General features: G+C 38.4%; 17 protein-coding genes, 1 other RNA gene and 4 pseudogenes. 16 read left to right on the top strand and 6 right to left on the bottom strand.

The window, feature by feature from the left end:
- Positions 1-248 precede the first annotated feature (248 nt).
- Positions 249-908 (bottom strand): MerR family transcriptional regulator, encoded by a 660-nt coding sequence (locus tag DESOR_RS18575; RefSeq protein ID WP_242832357.1) that lies wholly within the window; start codon positions 906-908, stop codon positions 249-251.
- Between the two features lie 153 nt (positions 909-1,061).
- Here DESOR_RS18575 and DESOR_RS18570 point away from each other — a divergent pair, with 153 nt between their 5' ends.
- The 4 genes and pseudogenes from DESOR_RS18570 to DESOR_RS18560 all read left to right on the top strand — a co-directional run bounded on the left by DESOR_RS18570 (position 1,062) and on the right by DESOR_RS18560 (position 3,629).
- The gene (locus tag DESOR_RS18570) at positions 1,062-1,268 is read left to right on the top strand and encodes a (Fe-S)-binding protein (protein WP_042332505.1); all 207 of its coding nucleotides are present in this window, start codon (positions 1,062-1,064) and stop codon (positions 1,266-1,268) included.
- Between the two features lie 568 nt (positions 1,269-1,836).
- Positions 1,837-2,188: a transfer-messenger RNA gene (ssrA, locus tag DESOR_RS28270) on the top strand.
- Between the two features lie 146 nt (positions 2,189-2,334).
- Positions 2,335-2,558, top strand: a pseudogene (gene pgk, locus DESOR_RS18565) (phosphoglycerate kinase); the annotation flags it as partial.
- Positions 2,559-2,867: 309 nt separating this feature from the next.
- Complete coding sequence (locus DESOR_RS18560) at positions 2,868-3,629, top strand: nitroreductase family protein (protein WP_014186118.1); 762 nt, start codon at positions 2,868-2,870, stop codon at positions 3,627-3,629.
- 2 nt (positions 3,630-3,631) lie between these two features.
- Here DESOR_RS18560 and DESOR_RS18555 read toward each other — a convergent pair whose 3' ends face one another.
- Both DESOR_RS18555 and DESOR_RS18550 read right to left on the bottom strand, forming a co-directional pair.
- Complete coding sequence (locus DESOR_RS18555) at positions 3,632-4,099, bottom strand: hypothetical protein (RefSeq protein ID WP_014186117.1); 468 nt, start codon at positions 4,097-4,099, stop codon at positions 3,632-3,634.
- A 153-nt stretch (positions 4,100-4,252) separates the two neighbouring features.
- Positions 4,253-4,819, bottom strand: coding sequence for a 4Fe-4S ferredoxin (locus DESOR_RS18550; RefSeq protein WP_014186116.1), 567 nt, complete (start codon positions 4,817-4,819; stop codon positions 4,253-4,255).
- Between the two features lie 184 nt (positions 4,820-5,003).
- Between DESOR_RS18550 and DESOR_RS18545 the strand changes: the two genes are divergently transcribed.
- The 8 genes and pseudogenes from DESOR_RS18545 (at position 5,004) to DESOR_RS18515 (ending at position 10,203) form a co-directional block, all read left to right on the top strand.
- Positions 5,004-5,204, top strand: a complete 201-nt coding sequence (locus DESOR_RS18545; RefSeq protein WP_014186115.1) for a YwbE family protein — start codon at positions 5,004-5,006, stop codon at positions 5,202-5,204.
- Positions 5,205-5,699: 495 nt separating this feature from the next.
- A complete protein-coding gene (gene nudC, locus DESOR_RS18540; protein ID WP_345788347.1) occupies positions 5,700-6,416 on the top strand; it encodes an NAD(+) diphosphatase in 717 nt (238 codons plus the stop codon).
- A gap of 83 nt (positions 6,417-6,499) precedes the next feature.
- Positions 6,500-6,580 (top strand): annotated as a pseudogene (locus DESOR_RS28265) (YjbQ family protein); the annotation flags it as partial.
- Between the two features lie 52 nt (positions 6,581-6,632).
- The gene (locus DESOR_RS18535) at positions 6,633-7,001 is read left to right on the top strand and encodes a NifB/NifX family molybdenum-iron cluster-binding protein (protein ID WP_014186113.1); all 369 of its coding nucleotides are present in this window, start codon (positions 6,633-6,635) and stop codon (positions 6,999-7,001) included.
- A 530-nt stretch (positions 7,002-7,531) separates the two neighbouring features.
- Positions 7,532-8,089 carry a TetR/AcrR family transcriptional regulator gene (locus tag DESOR_RS18530; protein WP_014186112.1) on the top strand — a complete coding sequence of 186 codons (558 nt, stop codon included), beginning with the start codon at positions 7,532-7,534 and terminating at the stop codon, positions 8,087-8,089.
- A 25-nt stretch (positions 8,090-8,114) separates the two neighbouring features.
- Positions 8,115-8,306 carry a hypothetical protein gene (locus tag DESOR_RS18525; RefSeq protein ID WP_014186111.1) on the top strand — a complete coding sequence of 64 codons (192 nt, stop codon included), beginning with the start codon at positions 8,115-8,117 and terminating at the stop codon, positions 8,304-8,306.
- A gap of 165 nt (positions 8,307-8,471) precedes the next feature.
- Positions 8,472-9,125: a helix-turn-helix domain-containing protein gene (locus DESOR_RS27485; RefSeq protein WP_014186110.1), complete on the top strand. Its 654-nt coding sequence runs from the start codon at positions 8,472-8,474 to the stop codon at positions 9,123-9,125.
- Between the two features lie 241 nt (positions 9,126-9,366).
- A complete protein-coding gene (locus tag DESOR_RS18515; RefSeq protein WP_014186109.1) occupies positions 9,367-10,203 on the top strand; it encodes an ATP-binding protein in 837 nt (278 codons plus the stop codon).
- 616 nt (positions 10,204-10,819) lie between these two features.
- On the opposite strand, the pseudogene DESOR_RS18505 reads toward DESOR_RS18515, so the two are convergent.
- Positions 10,820-11,638, bottom strand: a pseudogene (locus DESOR_RS18505) (helix-turn-helix transcriptional regulator); the annotation flags it as partial.
- A gap of 289 nt (positions 11,639-11,927) precedes the next feature.
- Here DESOR_RS18505 and DESOR_RS30405 point away from each other — a divergent pair.
- The 3 genes from DESOR_RS30405 to DESOR_RS18495 all read left to right on the top strand — a co-directional run bounded on the left by DESOR_RS30405 (position 11,928) and on the right by DESOR_RS18495 (position 13,992).
- Positions 11,928-12,083 carry a cell wall metabolism sensor histidine kinase WalK gene (locus DESOR_RS30405; protein ID WP_242832356.1) on the top strand — a complete coding sequence of 52 codons (156 nt, stop codon included), beginning with the start codon at positions 11,928-11,930 and terminating at the stop codon, positions 12,081-12,083.
- A complete protein-coding gene (locus tag DESOR_RS18500; protein ID WP_242832355.1) occupies positions 12,080-12,595 on the top strand; it encodes a sensor histidine kinase in 516 nt (171 codons plus the stop codon). Before DESOR_RS30405 ends, DESOR_RS18500 begins: the two co-directional genes overlap by 4 nt.
- A gap of 437 nt (positions 12,596-13,032) precedes the next feature.
- On the top strand, positions 13,033-13,992 hold the full coding sequence (locus DESOR_RS18495; protein WP_014186106.1) for a S8 family peptidase: 960 nt from the start codon (positions 13,033-13,035) through the stop codon (positions 13,990-13,992).
- A gap of 79 nt (positions 13,993-14,071) precedes the next feature.
- Here DESOR_RS18495 and DESOR_RS28260 read toward each other — a convergent pair.
- Both DESOR_RS28260 and DESOR_RS18490 read right to left on the bottom strand, forming a co-directional pair.
- A pseudogene (locus tag DESOR_RS28260) lies at positions 14,072-14,337 on the bottom strand (IS66 family transposase); the annotation flags it as partial.
- Between the two features lie 229 nt (positions 14,338-14,566).
- Positions 14,567-15,115 (bottom strand): PadR family transcriptional regulator, encoded by a 549-nt coding sequence (locus DESOR_RS18490; protein ID WP_014186105.1) that lies wholly within the window; start codon positions 15,113-15,115, stop codon positions 14,567-14,569.
- A gap of 334 nt (positions 15,116-15,449) precedes the next feature.
- Here DESOR_RS18490 and DESOR_RS18485 point away from each other — a divergent pair, with 334 nt between their 5' ends.
- Positions 15,450-17,399: an oxidoreductase gene (locus DESOR_RS18485; RefSeq protein WP_014186104.1), complete on the top strand. Its 1,950-nt coding sequence runs from the start codon at positions 15,450-15,452 to the stop codon at positions 17,397-17,399.
- Positions 17,400-17,801 lie beyond the last annotated feature (402 nt).

Genomic DNA, 17,801 nt, shown 5'->3' with positions numbered 1-17,801 from the left:
TCCAGAGCAGCTGATCCTTTAATCCTAACCCGGTAAGTGAGCAACTTTGATGTGTTCCCCAAAGTAACATAATTAGAAATTTATTTTCAAGACAATCGTTACAAGTGTTTGGAATAAAACCGATAAACTCAAGCTCAATTTGGGTTTAAGTTTGTTGCCTGTACAAAATGGGAGAGTAGCGAACTAGGCGACCTAATCCTTCCTAATCTTTTTATACAGAAAAACAATATTGAATAATCCCGACGGATTTACTTACTACTTTCATTTTTAAATAAAGCTTGACTATATTTACTCATAAGATAATGAAATATTATATCAAGTTCTTTTTGTAAAATTCCCGTAAATTCAACTTCTTCTTGTTCATTAAATTTCCATTCATGTTCATGGTATATTTCATGAACTTCATTAACTAATTTTTTAATAATAGCTGCTAATCGTTCAATACTTGTAAAAGGTATACCGTAATCCCTAAGGGTTTTGTAGGCTTTAGCTGTTAACAAATCTTCATAATAATAAAATCCTTTTACTGAAGAAAGTATCATTTCTTTGCTTTCTAATTCAGTAATCTCTTTATCTTCTAAACAAGCTTTAATAATAAATTCTTCCTTACCATAGTTGACTATATCATCTTTATAATCAAAAGATTTTAAAAATGTTTCATAGTAATGTAGAGCATTTTTAATAGATATTTTATCGTAACCAATATTGTCGATAAGCTGTTTAATAGTAGCTAATGGTAAATGCAGGGTTTCCTTTAAATAAAGAATTACTGGGATAATTCTTAAATACGAATCTGGATAATAGGCCATATTTTTAGAAGTTTTTATAGGCTCTGGCAGAAGTCCTAAAGAAATGTAGTAAATAACGGTGGAATTATTAATGCCTGCTTTTTCAGTTATTTCTTTCATTTTTAAGCCCATCTTCATATAAGAGGTCACTCCATTTTTTGTTTAATCATACCTTGACAATTCAAAAATATCAACTATAGTATAAAGTAATAAGTTAAACTTTATACTTTATACTATGGAGGGGGATGTTTTTTTTTGTATACTGCTCACATTATGATTGATTCATCACTTTGTAAAGCTTGCTGGAAATGCCTTCAAGTCTGTAAGAATGATGTTCTTGCAAAAGTAAATTTGCCTTTTCACAAACACATTAAAATTACTAGAGGAAATAATTGTACTGGCTGTTTTTTGTGTACTGCTGAATGTAATTTTGGGGCAATAACTAAAATAATCGATGGGGGGAAAAAATTGCGTGAATAAACATTTACGTTTATATACCTCTCTCTTGTTGTTAATGACAACTATTTGCTTGGTATTTTCGGGAATAGAAATAGAGGGTAACAGACTAGATTCTTGGGCAATCCATCTTCATCATATTGCTGCCCTTCTGTATATAATTGTTTTAGCTATACATTTGTTTAATAATAAATCCTTCTTGAGAAATTATATCAAATCATTAATTAGTCATTAATCAGTTAATGAAACATCAAAGATAATAGTCTATATTTTAGCTAATTAAGTTTGACATTATCAGATTTAAAAGAGCTCACTCCTACAAAGAAAAAGCAAGGCTCAGGGATGATTGTAGACTATCCTTCAAGAGCAGAGCTCGATAATTGGTTGAAGATAGAACCTTATGTAGTGGGAAATGTGTGGCAAAGAATTGACATACAGCCTACCGTTGTAGCACCAATTTTATGGAACTATATAATATAGAAGTATTATTTAATTTGGAAAAATAATGATTTGCCATAATAATGTAGCAAAACCATATAGATTTACTTGGTTTTAAACTTAACTATGTTATACTATCAAAGTAATATTTAACGGGGGCGTTTTAGATTCGCTCGGGGAAACGGTAACAAAAGTTGCGCGTCGAGATTCCACCTGGTCTCGTTAAACGGTGGACAAAAATAGTTAACGAAAATAATTACGCTCTAGCAGCCTAAGTGCCGCTAGCATTCTGCCTTCAGAACCTACGCTGAAGGGTCAGGGTGCCAAATTAGTAGGACGCTCTAATGTCAATGCTCGGAAACATTAGCTAAGATGATCGAGCTAGCCTGAAATGAATCCTTGCCTTTAGGAGTCATGACCGGCGAACTTTAAATTAAAGGATACACGCGTAGACGCTTTTGTGGCAGTTCTTCGATACAGGGGTGCAATTCCCCTCGCTTCCACCAAATAAGTACTCAATCTTTGATACAATTGATGAACATACGAAGCCCAGCAATGCTGGGCTTTTCGGCTTTCTTGGGTATATAGAGCATCGTTTGAGGCGGTGCCTTTTTTGTTAGATTGGTTATGCGAATCGCTTAAGAAAGTGGAGAAAAATGTCCGCCTCCATACTGAAGAAGAGAAAAACGTTCCCGAATCTGCTCGTAAGTTATCATCCCTGGCAGATTTGTTTGTCAATGACTTTGGAACTGTACACTATGCGCATGCTCAAGGGCAATGCTTTAGAAAGACTAGAAGCCCTTTATAGCAATTTTTGGTGGGGCCAAGATGAACGATAAAATTGGTATAATCAAAAACCTGCTGGAAAAGGTTGATCGCCGGTAAGTGGAAGATGTGTAAAACTGTCAGCCAAGCACAAGGTTGCCGATAATTTTTTAGAATTTATGATACGTGCGAGTAGATTACTAAATTAATTTTAGCCTTTTCTCCTGCCTTAATAATTAATATAATGGGGAGGTATCGAAGTGCTAAAATACACTTTTTGGTTACTGCATTGATGATAGGATTGGCTGTAACCTTGGTAGGGGCTAAGAGGTGCTGTTGAAGTCAAGGGATATGCTTGATTACAAACGGAAATAACTAATCTATATGACAATTGAGAAGAGTCATTTGGAGGTAAGGTATATGACCAGCTTGCAGCTCTATAATGCAATATTTCGCAGAAAGTCTATTCGTAAATATGATATGGCTCCACTTCCCGGCGACATACTTTTAAAGTTGAAAGAATATGCAAACTGTGCCAAGCCACTTGACGAAAGTATAAGATATGAGTTTGCTTTCCTTGGTTCAGCTGATGTAAAGAATCTCTTGCCTATCAAAGCACCACACTACATTTGTCTTTATTCCGAGAAAAAAGACAACTATTTGATGAATTCAGGGTTTTTGCTCCAGCAGATTGACCTGTACCTCTCTCATAGTAATCTAGCTAGTTGCTGGCTGGGGATGGCAAAGCCCGCAAAAGGTATACCTATGCTTATGAATGGATTGGAGTTTGTAATCATGCTCGCATTTGGGAATACCACGGAACCAATTCATAGAAACAATACCTCCGAATTTAAACGTAAGAATTTGTCTGAAATATCTAGTGTAGTTGGTGGTGACGAATTGCTGGAACCTGTCCGGCTTGCACCATCAGCATCCAATACACAGTCATGGTTTTTTAGCGGAGATTTAGATGTTATTACAGTGAGCAGGAAGAAGTTGAATCTTCTCAAAGCACAGGTATATGGGAAGATGAATCAGATTGATATTGGTATTGCACTTTTTCACTTATGGCTCTCACTTGACCATCAAGGTAAAGCGGTTAATTTCGATTTTGATAAAGATACAGCACCAACTGGGTATGATTTCATGGTAAAAGTCAAAATTAGTAAGAATAATGGTTAGGACTATCTTTTCGTTTGGCAATTATTATCCTTGTTTCCAAAGGTTTTCACGACTAGCGCCACAGTTAATCCGAAAAATCCGTGACTCACGAGACACATGATTTTACTGATTGGTTTTTTGAAATCTTTAATCAGCTTTGCTTGCTTAAAAACATATGGAATTATGCCTCCGACTGTTCCTAAAACGAAGCCTTTCAGTAAACATAAACGTTTATTAAATGACAATAGATAAGTGATCATCAGGCCTCCATTTATGCAAAAGAACGTACTAATCCCAATGGATAACCAGATATCCTTTTTCGAGGTCAAGGGTATCCACCTTCTGCACTTTACAACTTGAAGTGACATCAATCTTAATGAACTCTGAACAAGTCCTAATTTTACAAACAGACGATTAATCGACATAATAACCAACTCACCAAGAAGACCTGAAACTAAGCCTAAAGTTAGCTTGTTTTGTATTTTTATCATAGTGTAATATCCCCCAATGATAGTTTCCTAAGTATTGATAAATCTATTCCTACTTATCGTGCAATGTTTAAGTAAAGCTGAGAACTCGGCTGTATCGGTCACAAGCTCCAGATAAGTCTCATTCTTAGGATCTTCAGGGTACATAACCTTAGGTCACTTAATGTGACTTTGACAGACTTGTACACATTCTGAGCATCCACGAATTGCTTTAGGAAAGCAACGTGTCTTATGGAATCGATTGCTCTCAAATGCTTTCGCTGGGCAAGCAGTTATACATAGTTTGCAATCACCACATGATAGTTCAGAATTGGAAGCAGTTGATTCAAAAGGAGCATTAGTAAAAATCGAAGCGAACAGAAGATTTGAACCATATTTTGGGTTGACAACCAGTCCGTTTTTTCCCCAATTTCCTATACCAGCAGAAACTGCTAAGGGGCGAAAATCTCCAAAAATAGAAAGAGGAGTTTTCATATCAACTAAATACCCTTCTTTAAGCAAAACTTGGGCTATACTTTTTAATAATTTCCAACTATTCCATACTTCTTCTCCAAACCTTTTCGTTATATAAAACGGATGATTCAAAATCCATTTATTTGAGAAAGGTAAGCCGATCACCATTACCGGCTCAACTTGCCGTATTTTTGTATAGCCGACAACCAAGGCACCATAATCTAAAGACAGTTTAGTTAAATATCGCTGCAAGTCGGGTTCCTTTATCACTCAATTTCCCCCTTTTTTAATGGGCAGAAAATATAGTCATTCCCACATTTAGTTATCCATTCATCCTATTTTCTAACATTTCCATTTTGGGTAAAAGATATGACTTAGTTATACGAGGTGCAAGCAATAGGTTTAGTGCTAAACATGCTGAAATAACTGAAATTAACAAGGAGGACTAATAAGATTGGATGGCCAAATAAGAAGTAATATTCATGCTGGAATCACAGTAGATATTGTTTTAAAAGAAGACCAAAGAACAGGAAAAAGAACGCGTGGTATTGTCAAAGATATCCTGACTAACTCCCAGAAACATCCGAGGGGAATTAAAGTAAGACTTGAGGATGGGAAAATTGGCAGAGTTCAAGAAATTATCAAGACAATTTAAAATCATTTCCCTTGTACCTTGGGGATCGGCTGAATGAAGTCAGATGTTTTTTTTACGTTCAATACTCGACCCAGGTACTGTATAATAAAGGAAGAAGTTCACATTAGAGATGATAATAGATGAAACGCTAAGCCCAAAGGCAGGGGCGGAAAGGGGGCAGAGCATTGCTGAAAGCCAAACTTCAGGCACCGGTTAGAGTTCGTAGTGGGGAAGGGCATTGACCAACCAGCTTAGGAAGCTGGTTGGTCAATAAGATATAAAATGATAGCTGCTGACGAGGTCTATAGGCCTTGGAGGCAGCTTATTACTTGAATAAAACTTATAGAAGATTTGCAGTTGGAGGATCAAAGAGGCCAGATCCATACCCCTAATGGGTAGTGGTGGCAATGGCTCGAAGTGTTAGTCAAAATTGCTTCCTATGAAAGTCTCTTCAGGACTTTTGACGAATTGCCGTCGTTCTTACCCCACGGAAGCTTATTTTAGTCTTGGAACAATATTCTGATTGGGAGGAAGAACAAGCAGAAGCTGGTTCGTAGTCAATTCCTGGGCCAAGTGGAGGGACGTTCTTATTATGCCGCAGAACTTACTTCGGAGATTGTTGCTCCGGAAAATATGTTATTTTGCGACTTGCGTCGTTTACTTGGCAAGATCCCGGATGCTTTGTTTTTCTTAGCAGGTAAAGCCTATCAAATTTTTCATTGGGATCGTACCCATCAGTACTGCAGCCATTGCGGAGCTCGGACAGAAAACAAAATAGATGAAAGGGCTAAGCTTTGTCCATCATGTGGGTTTGTAAACTATCCAAGGATTTCTCCGGCAATTATAGTGGCGATTACAAGAGACCGCGAAATATTATTAGCCAAGGGGAGTCGCTTTCAAGCCGACTTCTATAGCGTTTTGGCTGGTTTTGTAGAACCAGGGGAAACATTTGAAGAGTGTGTGCAAAGAGAAGTCAGAGAAGAAGTTGGCCTGGAAGTTAAAAATATTAGATATTTTGGCAGCCAGCCTTGGCCCTTCCCGGATTCTCTGATGGTTGGCTTTACAGCTGAATATGCTGGTGGGCACATAAATATTGATGAAAAGGAAATCTTGAATGCCGGATGGTTTGACGTGGATCAGCTTCCGCTGATACCTAGAACCGGAAGCATAGCCCGGAGTTTAATCGATTGGTTTATTGAACAGGTGAAAAGTGAAGAGACAAGTTCTATATGAAAAAAACAAGTATGGGCTATACTAAGGTCTATGATTTAGGTGGTATTAATAATTGGCCATACGAAACTGAATCAGATAAGCAATTAGGCCGTTGGCAGGGCATTTATTTTTGCGAGTTTGACGGTCCTCGAGAGCGTACTTGTTATGTAAAGATCCTTATGTGAAATTTGTTTGGAAAAAAGTATAGATCATCCTTAGATAAAGAGAGGGATAAAAATGTATATAGCAGTAGCTGCAGATGGTAAAAACTTGGATAGTAAGGTGTCTGATGAATTTGAACGATGCTTATATTTACTAATTGTTAATATGAATGATTTAAGCTTTACTGTTATTAAAAATGATAACTTATCGGAAAGAGCTTCTGCAGAAAATTTAGCAAGTGCAGTATTATCGTATAATTGCGAGGCTTTAATAACAGGAGATATTAGACCTTTGGCGTTTAATATACTAGCTGATGCTTATGTAACAAGACTTTTTGGCGCCGATAGTTCAGTTAAAAATGCTCTTGAATTAATGGAAAAAGGTTCATTGAAAATAATTAAAAATTATGATGGTACAGAGAAATGTAGTGGGCATCATCATTAATAATTGAGATATTACACAAAGTCCTTAGATGAAGAAGCAAGGATTATCTCGTAGATGGTGGTGTCATAATGGATGAGTCAATTATAAATAACAAACGTGCAATATAAAACATAAAATAAATTATAATACAGTCTATGAAAGAGGGGGTCCTTATGAAATGGGTGGTTCTCCTCATATTCGTTTCGGCTGCAATAGTATGGTTTATAGAACTAGCAAATAATGAGTGACGCCCCTATAAGGGCGTTTTTTTTATGTATTTTTTTGGAGGTATATTATGGAATCTGGCTTGTCGTGCGTCTTTGATGATCTGACCGAATATGTTCATAGGTTCCTCCATTGTACGTTCACCTCATATTATTTTACAGTACGGAAATAGGATTGAGAACGAACTGGCAATAATGGCCATAGTGAACTATTACTGTAGAAACAGATGCTATTTTGATTTGTTATTGACAAAAGAAATAATATAGGCTATACTGAACGCGATTTGAACACGATTTGAACACGTTCAGGAAAGGAGCCCATATATAATGACTGAGCAAGATGCGCAGCAGTCTATTATCGACGCAGCAAAGGCCATTTTAGATGAAGGAGAAGATATTGAAAAAATAACTGTGCGGCAGATAGCCGAACGCGCAGGTGTAGGTACAGGCTTAATTAACTATCATTTCAAGAGCAAAGATAATCTGTTAAGTATTGCCATCGGAGATATTATGTCAAAGACGATTTCGGACTTGCATAAAGGAAATCTTCATAATGATTTAGACCCGGTTAGCCAGCTGAAAGCGCTGATGAAAGAGCTTTATATTGTAGCTGGTGATAACGAAAAACTGATTCGGTTTCTTCTGACCCGTGAAATCATGGAGGGAAATATGCAGACTCCCTTGTGCCTGATTCCACTGTTAAGAGATATCTTTGGAACCAGTAAGAATGAAATGCAACTCAGAATTATAGCTTTACAAATCCTTAGTCCAATACAAGTGACTGCCTTAAATTGCTCTGCTTTTCACATGTATAGCGGTATAAATCTGAATGACAGAGACCAGCGAAGTCGTTTTATAGATATGCTGGTAGATAATTTAATATAAAACTACGAGTAAGGAGAAAAACCAAATGAAAGTTGTAACAATGATTAGCTCTATCATTACCTTCCTTCTACTGCTATCAACTATGATTTGTGGCCTTTGGTTGAAAGCAAATAATGCTACTGATCCAAGTTCGTTCTCTTTTCATATGAATTGTGGGATTGCTTCTGTTGTTTTTTGTTTTATTACCATTGTGTTGTTGGCGGTCACTTTGCAGTAAAGCAAAAAAAGGCAGATGATATTATGCGAACATTAATTATATAATCTCTAAAATGTTACAATCTAGTATGTTGCAACTTCCAGTTGCGAAAATTCAAGGTGTGTTTGGTGGAATGCAACTAGACCAAGTACTAAAATAAAACCAACAAATTAGGAGGTGGTATGAATGACTTTGGGAGAAAAAATACAAAGTTTAAGAAAATCAAATAATAAAACGCAGGATGAATTGGCAGAAATTTTAGGAGTGTCAAGACAAGCGTTGTCAAAATGGGAAAATGGAACATCCAATCCCGAAATTGATAAAATTGTTTTGATAAGTAATTATTTTTCAGTAACGACAGATTACATATTGAAGAATGAATGTGAAGAATCTGCAACAGTACTAGACAGTGATAATGCTTCGAAAACACAAAAAGGCCGAAAAATTCCGTTGATTCTTTCAACTATAATAATATCAATTGGTTTTATTGTAGCGGTTGCTTTCGCAAATGATGGGACCTTATTCTTTTATTGGCAATTTAGGGATGCAGCTTTAGGGATAGCAATTCAGATAGTTGGAGTTGGCATATATGAGGTAATGTATTTTAGTGAAAAATATGAGCGTGACAGACAGCATTTATTTTGGATAATAAATATATGGATATTATCGATTATGCCAGCAATCTTTTGTGCTGGACTAGTCACTCGAATTTTACTAAATTCTTTCGAAATTTTTATGCTTTTAAAATACACCGGTATAGGATATGTGTTTTTCAATAGCATTGTTTCCGTAATTCTATTGGTTTTGTTTAAAAAAAATAAAAGTATAATTTTTCCATGAAGAACCATGTGTTTTCTAACGAGCCAATTTGGCAACTCCAGGCACGTTGATGTTTCTTCAAGGTAGTTTTGGGGTAGACCTGGCACGAGGAAACATGTTTCTCGTCCAGGGGAACATATTGCGGTATGTAATTTATGTCATATGGGAAGCAATTTATGGTAAATGCGCCTTCTCACGTTATTAGACGTTGGGAGGGCGTTTTTTTGCCTGGGTCGGCGTAAGGGGAAACATTCGGTGTGGGATGGGGGAAAAGGAGGAGATAAGATCAAAGCCTTACCTAAAAGTCGGGATACTAAATCGATTGCTGCAAGTCTCAAGTAATCTTATCGGAAATGCCATTAAGTTTACTGAAAAAGGTGAGATTACTGTTTCAGTAAAGAAGATTAAAACGATTGGAAATAAAGTTAAACTGATGTTTTCAGTTTCAGATACGGGTATAGGTATAAGAGAAGAAGACATACCAAAACTCTTCAATTATTTCACCCAGTTAGATGATTCTTTTTCTAAGAGATTTCAAGGAACAGGTATTGGGCTGGCCATCTCGAAACGATTAGTTGAGCTAATGGGTGGTGAAATCACTGTTGCCAGTGAGTATGGTAAAGGAAGTGCTTTTTATTTTACGATATTAGTTGATGTTCTCGACGAAGAGGAAGAAGATTATTACACCAATGATAATTGTTTAATTCAACAACCGGCAGATAAATTGAATATCTTATTAGTTGAGGATGACCCAGTCAGCCAGCTTATTATAAAACAAATAAGCAAACTTAAAGGTTGGCAATTACAGGTGGCTTCGAACGGAAAAGAGGCATTAGATTTTTATGAAATGAGTAATTTCGATATCATTTTAATGGACATCCAAATGCCAGGAATAAGTGGCTTTGATGTGACTCTAGCTATAAGAGAAAAAGAGAAGTTAACGGGTAGCCATATACCGATCATAGCAACAACAGCTTATACAATGAGCGGTGATAAAGAAAAATGTCTGAACGTAGGAATGGATGATTATATTAGTAAGCCTATTGATATGATAAAGTTGTGTGAAGTTCTTGAAAGATGGTGGAAAGAAATTCACTAAAATGAAGGGAAAAGTTAATGATGTGCATTTGCTCCTATACTTAATAACGGATAAGTAATAGGGGGATTTTTATTCCCTAATTAAATCCCGTCTTTGCAGATGATGCCTTTGCTATTTACTGCTTATAGAATGTGGTGATATTAACGAAATTTTAGCTTGGATATATGCAGGAAATTAGTTTATATTAACGAATCTTTTTATTTAAGGATAATGTTTTAACCAAAAAAGACAACCTGAAGCGGGGGATCAACATGAGCTTTCAACTTATAAAATCAATTATTATTTCTTATTCAGGAAAGGTTTTACTTTCACTTGTAGTCTATTTCTTAGGCCGATTTGCTATTAACAAAATTATTGATTTGTTAAATAAAGCATTTGATCAAAAGAAGGTTGATTTATCTTTACATAGATTCCTTGTATCCATCATAAAAGTTGCTTTACATGTATTACTGATCGTATCGATTGCTTCAATGTTAGGTGCTGAAATGACAGCCTTTATTGCAATAATAGGTTCAGCTGGCTTAGCAGTAGGCTTGGCTTTACAAGGCAGTTTGTCAAACTTTTGCTGGTGGAATTCTTATTCTGGTTCTGAAACCCTTTAAGACTGGGGATTATATCGAAGCTGCTGGTCATAATCGAATGGCCCATGTTCAAAAACAATATACTCGGCTTCGGGAACATCAATCATAAGCATTTGTGGTGGTACTTCGCCTTTATAATCAAAAGGAAGACGTACACCATAACACTCTGTACGTGGAATACCCCAATCGCAGAGTCTGCCGTCCGGGTCATTAATGTACGCCATAATCTGACCGCTGCCGCTGTTAGATTCGCTCCCACCATCGTCATCCAATATGCCCTTGATACTATCGAGTAAGCCGCAAATTGTTTCGCAGTCCTGTCCCGGAATAAGGCTTTGCTTTTGCCAAAAATCCCAATACCCATTACTCTCAGAGTTTTTAATGTGCAAAAATTTGTGTGCGGGAATGGTTACAAAATAAATTTTAACATCATCTGTAGATTTCATCATACCAATCTCTCCAAATCCGAAAAAGTAGCGGTCGAAAGGGTTTATTTTTGTACGAAGGGCGACAGGTATAGGCTTTTTTCGGTATTCACTTGGAGTTACACCATATGTTCCCTTGAAAGCTCTGGTAAAAGCTTCATGTGATGAAAAACCATAATCAAAAGCAATATCCAAAATGCTTTTTTCACTATCCCGAACCTCTTTTAGTGCAAAAGCTAATTTTCTATGCCGCAGATAATCCCTAAATTGCATACCCGATATTTCCTTAAATTTTCTCGTAGTATGAAATTCGGAATAACCTAACTTGCGAGAAAGAAATCGTAGCGTTATTGCTTCACCGTTACGATTTTTAATACACTCGTCAATTTCATCAACGATTATTTGGATTTGCTTGTGCCACTCGTACATTCGTCTGTTCACCTCGTTTCAACCACTCTATAGTCATTATAGGGTAACGGAAATTGCATTGCTTGATTTTACTTGCGGAAAAGAGAGGATATATTAACTCCGCCTAATATAAATTTTTAACGCTTACACAACATCAAACACTAAGCGCAGATAAGGAAACTACTCTGCCTTGGATAATATCAACGTTATCATTCAATGACAATTCAAACGTTTTGGTCCTAACCAAACACCAGCCCCACCTTATCGCACAGGGAAAATAGCCAGCCTGGATTTTACGGAAAAGCTGCCGGTGCGTTCTGAGGATGAAATCGGCCAGTTATCTGCAAATATCAATGACCTATCCAGGCAGATAGAATTGTATATTGGCCGGTTGAAACAGGATCTGGATAAAGAGAAGCAGCTGGAAAAGACACGGAATTTATTGCCGGGGTATCTCATGAATTGAAAACCCCTCTTGCGGTTATGAAAAGTTGTTTGGCTAAGTTTGAATCCGGCACCTATAAGCCGGAAATGGCTCCTTTTGAAATTGATAAAGTGATTCGGGAAGCATGCAGGTCCCTGGCTGAGGAAATAGAGAGGAAAAATCTTGCGCTCATCTTAAGAGTTGATTCGCAAAGGGTCCTGGGGCATCAAGGACTGATCGGCCGCGTAATCACTAATTTTCTCAGTAATGTCATCCGGCATACGGAGCGTGGACAGTCCATCCTCATTGCTGTCAAAGGCAAGGGACAGACAGCAGAAATCAGCGTCGAAAATCAGGGGAATCCCATAGCCGAGGCAGACAGGCAAAAGATATGGAACCAATTCTACCGTGCCGAGGCCAGGACAGCCAAAGCAGGTACAGGTTTGGGGCTCGCCATAGCCAAGGAAATACTGGAGCTTCATCATGCAGTTTATGGTGTGGAAAATACCAAAGACGGCGTCCGCTTTTTCTTTGCCCTGCCGGTACAGCCCTGACTCTTTTGTATTCTTCCAGCCATTATGAATTAACCTGTAGGAACTACTTGAAAATTTATTTATTATCTGTAGTTTACACGGATGCACAAATATTGAAAGCGTCTTATAATAAATAAAATCATTAGAGTCTTAGGCTCCTTGTCTACATGTGAATAAAGCATCAAGTTAGCAGACGGTTACCCGTTAATATAACGGTTAATATAAATTTTACTTTTCTCATTCAGTGTCCTCCTTCACTTCCCTTCCTGTGAAGGGATTCTTTTTTAACCAGCAAGCCGCAGGTATTGCTGAGGGCATTTAGATACTTAGCTAAGATTCAGTAAGAAAGGAAAACTGAATAACGGTCGTGGAGATTTTTAACTCTGAACGGGAGAACGGGAAAACCGGATACATAATACTTGACAATCAGAATAGGATTTAGCAAGGAGGGGGTACAATTGGAAAAAGTACGTTTAATTCCATTTCAAGTGATTAAACAGGTCGAAACGGTCGATGAAGTTCCCAAAGGAGTGGAAATGATTCAGGCCCCCAAAATCTGGGATCAAACCAAGGGGAAAGGTATCACGGTTGCTATATTGGATACTGGCTGTGATACCACCCATCCTGACTTAAAAGAACGAATTGTCGGCGGAAGAAATTTCACGAAGGATGATGGCGGGAACCTCAGTGTATACGAGGATTACAATGGGCATGGTACCCATGTTGCAGGGACGATCGCCGCCATACAAAACAATGCAGGTGTTGTAGGCGTAGCCCCCGAAGCTAATCTGCTTATTATCAAGGTTCTTGATCATAATGGTTCCGGCCAATACGAATGGATTATTAAGGGGATTAACTATGCAATAGAACAAAAAGTTGATATTATCTCTATGTCCCTTGGGGGTCCGGAGGATGTTCCTAAACTGCATGAAGCCATTCAAAAAGCTGTCGCCAACAACATTCTGGTGATTTGTGCGGCAGGAAATGAAGGTGATGGCAGTGATGCAACAGATGAGTTTGGCTATCCGGGTTCTTATAATGAAGTGATAAGTGTAGGCGCAATTGACTTGGCAAGGCACTCTTCCAAATTTTCGAATTCTAACAATGAAATAGACTTAGTGGCTCCTGGAGAGGAAATCTTATCGACCTATTTAAATGGAAAATATGCAACCTTGAGTGGAACCTCCATGGCTACACCTCATGTTTCGGGAGCAGTGGCTCTGATAAAAGTGCTGGCCAATGCAAGCTTCGAACGGAATCTCACTGAGCCTGAACTTTATGCCCAATTAATAAAAAGAACAGTACCATTAGGAAATTCTCCAAAACTTGAAGGCAATGGGCTAGTTTACTTAACTGTAATGGACCACTTGTCAGAAATATTTGATCAGCAATTTATCATTAAATTGGTGAGTTCATGATGGAGAGCGCAAAGGCGGGAATAATATTTTAAAGGCGTCTGATTCGACGCCTTTTTAAGTAGGTACCGTATACCTAAGCCAAAGCCTCACTCAGCTTGGATTTTGGCAGGACCTTGCCCTTATTAGAATCAATCCACGCCCAAAAAGCTTCTAAAACGGGTTTTTCCTGTTTCAGACGCTCCAATTAGCGCTGTTCGCTCGTAAGGTTTTCGAGAATCTTCTCAATCTCGAAGAGTTTGTTGCAGACGTGATGCCTTGGCTTGGGAGAGTGGCTTCCGGGCTATGGATATCTTTTGGAAGAGCATCTACGAAGTTCCTTCGAAGATGAGTCCAACAGAGGCACCTTATGGGTTTTGAAGACCATTAATGAATTTGTGCGAAGAGCTTGAAGCTATGAAGGAGCTCATTGATCAAAAAATACTTCGGTAAAATCTCCTTCATAGGAGATATAGATATCGGCGTAGTTGATCATCACTAATTAGCTTTACAATTATTTATTCCGCAGCAGATTGAGTAAGTTAAAGTTCAATCCATTCGAGTGTGGTGTTCCAACCAACAATGTCTTTCGGAGCTTTTAGCTGTTCTCAATTTCTTTAATACAATCTAGCAGCCAATCAATATAGGTGCGCTCCCTCATGATAGCACTTTTCAACACAATGTAGTCTCCATACAAGGGTGAAAAAACATCAGAAATAGTCTTGGAATAGGGATGCTGAGCCATTGTCGCTTCCAATCTTTCTAATTTCTCTTTGCGCAGATCAAGCTGATAAGAAAAATGCTTCAGAATATCTTCCTTAGTCATGGACTCGATGAAGAAGACTTTTAGCCTGAAAATATCCTTAGGTGTCGGTTCCAGGAGATCTTGTTTTTTTAGCCAGTTTAAAAAAGCAATTTTTCCTGCTTCTGTAATTGAATAGAGTTTTTTTTCTAGTTTCTGGCCCTGCAGCACCGTTTCGTAAGTGATCAGACCTTCGTCTGTTAATTTTTTTAATTCAGGATAGAGTTGGCTATGCTGCGCATACCAAAAATTCACCAGTTCCAGATTAAACATTTTCATTAAATCATAGCCAGTCATCGCTTCCCTATTGATCAACCCTAAAATCGCATATTTTAGCGTACGCATCCCATCAACCATCACCTTTACAAAGTAATTTTGTAATAAGAAAAGTTAAACATGTAATAATTGACATGTTTAACTTTTCTTATTACAATAAATATAACAAAAAAATGGCAGAATACAAACATTAGTATGTGAAGTTTATTACAAAATGGAGTCTACAGAGATATCAGAGGATAGTTTCTTCTAAGTTGGGCCTGATAAATACACTGAATGCGGAAAATAGAGCAATGGCAGATTATCCTCAGCTTAATTATTCGGTATTTTTGCCGCAAAGAAATTAAGTTACTAAGAGGGGAATAATCTCTTAATGTAAATCAATAGGGAGGAGAATGAAAGAATGCAAAGAAAATATCCCAACCTGTGTAAACCAATCAAAATTGGAAATGTTAATTTTCGAAACAGAATGTTTTCCGCTCCAATGGGAGGAACAGATATCACTGCTGACTGTACGATTGGACGCGCATCTACAGCTTTTTATGAATTACGAGCCAAGGGCGGGGCTGCCTCTGTAACTGTTAGTGAATGTGTAGTTCATCCGGAAACAGAAGGTTCCCATATGTATCATCTTGATCTACAGACGGTAGGTTCGCTTTCGAGTTTTACCTACACTGCAGATGCTATCCGTCGTCACGGCGCAATTGCCAGTGTAGAACTGTCCCATTCCGGACAGTATGCCGGAACTTATCTGACTGACAAGAATAAAAAACACGGGCTTGCCCAATGGGGTCCAAGTGCCTTGGTTCGCCCAGATGGCCTGGAAGTAAAGGAACTGACAGAGGAACTGATTTCTGACATCGTAACCGCTTATGGAAAGTGTGCCGGCCTAGCTAAAAGAGCAGGTTTTGAAATGATTATGATTCATGGCGGACATGGCTGGCTGATTAATCAGTTCTTATCCCCATATTTTAACCACAGAACAGATAAGTACGGCGGTCCTTTGGAAAACAGAGTGCGTTTTGCACAAGCGGTTCTTGACAGTGTCCGTGATTCAGTAGGCCTTGGTTTTCCAATCGAGTTTAGAATGAGCGGATCTGAGTTATTCGAAGGGGGCTATGATCTGGCAGAAGGCATAGAAATTGCCAAATTGCTGGAATCCAGAGTAGATTTACTGCATGTGTCTGCAGGAACTTACCAGAGAGGATTTAGTGTTACGCATCCTTCTATGTTCTTACCTCATGGAAGCAATGTCTATCTTGCAGCTGAGATTAAGAAGCACGTGAGTGTTCCTGTTGCCACAGTTGGCGGCCTAAATGACCCGGCTATGATGGAAGAAATCATCGCTACGGGTAAGGCAGATGTTGTGGAGATGGCCCGTGCACTGCTGGCTGATCATGAACTTCCAAGAAAGGTTATGAGTAATCGCGATGAGGACATTGTAAAATGTCTGAGATGTTTTACTTGTATGGCAGAACGTGCGGTAACGTCTACAAGACGCTGTACGGTTAATCCATTAATCGGGCGTGAATTGGATGGAGTTGAAATTGTTCCTTCTTCCCGTTCATGTAAGGTTCTGGTAGCAGGCGGCGGACCAGGTGGATTAGAAGCTGCTATTACCGCAGCAAAGCGTGGGCATAAGGTAATCCTTTGTGAGAAGTCTGATCAGTTAGGCGGCATCCTAAAGGGAGAACAGGCAATTCCATTTAAATATGAGATGTATGAGTTAGGTGTTACTCTTGGGAAATTGGCAGAAGATGCCGGTGTAGAGATTCGCTTAAATACGCTTGTTACAAAAGAGTACTTAGAAAAAGAAAACGTTGATGCGTTAATAATCGCAGTCGGTTCCGAACCGCTTGTTCCTCCGATTCCTGGTTTAAATGGTGATAACGTAATCGTTGTGAATGATTATTATTTGGAGAAGGATAAGGTCAGCGATCAGGTAGTAGTCTTAGGAGGCGGTCAGGCAGGTTGTGAAGCAGCGGTCCATCTTGCACAGGAAGGCAAGACTGTACATCTGGTAGAGATGAGAACGGAACTAGCTCCGGATGCAAATATTAGACATCGTCCGATTCTGTTAAAGGAAATTGAAAATTATAAGATCCATGTTCATACAGAATATAAGGGATTAAGTGTGACAGACGAAGGGGTTGTTTGTGCTAATGCAGCTGGTGAAGAGCAGCTTGTTCCAGGTACTTCAGTAATCTGTGCACTTGGACAGCGAGCAAGAAGAAACGTAGTGGAAGACTTAATTGACTGTGCACCTTACGTTGCACAGATTGGAGATTGTGTAAAGCCGTCTACCATAACGACTGCAGTATATCAGGGATATCATGCTGCCCTTGATATTTAAGCGATGGAATAAATATTCCTGATAGCGGGATCACAATATTTGGCTGTCTTTATAATGTGGATTTGGGTGCTACTTGGATCAGGAACTAATACTATCGCCTAGTGACAAAAAAGTGATTGCTTTGATGCATGTACTTGGTCAATACTCGGGATCAATATTTCAATGTTACCGATAACTAATATTGGAAATTAAGGGGTTTTGTGTTATGCACAAAGCCCCTTAATTGTAACTTTATCATTTTTTAGGTACTTTTAGGTGCTAATTGTGCCAACAAATCCAGACCTTGGGGTATTAATGGGCAGGCATAGCACGGTGACGACATATTTAGAAATTGTTCTCCTCGCCATCTGTGGACGTCTTTTTGTACCAGGTGGGAATGTTGTTCCCGGCTACTTAATGACC

Origin of the sequence: Desulfosporosinus orientis DSM 765, from assembly GCF_000235605.1 — a bacterium.
In the GTDB taxonomy this organism is placed as follows: domain Bacteria; phylum Bacillota; class Desulfitobacteriia; order Desulfitobacteriales; family Desulfitobacteriaceae; genus Desulfosporosinus; species Desulfosporosinus orientis.
This window is presented reverse-complemented; position numbering and strand designations above follow the sequence as displayed.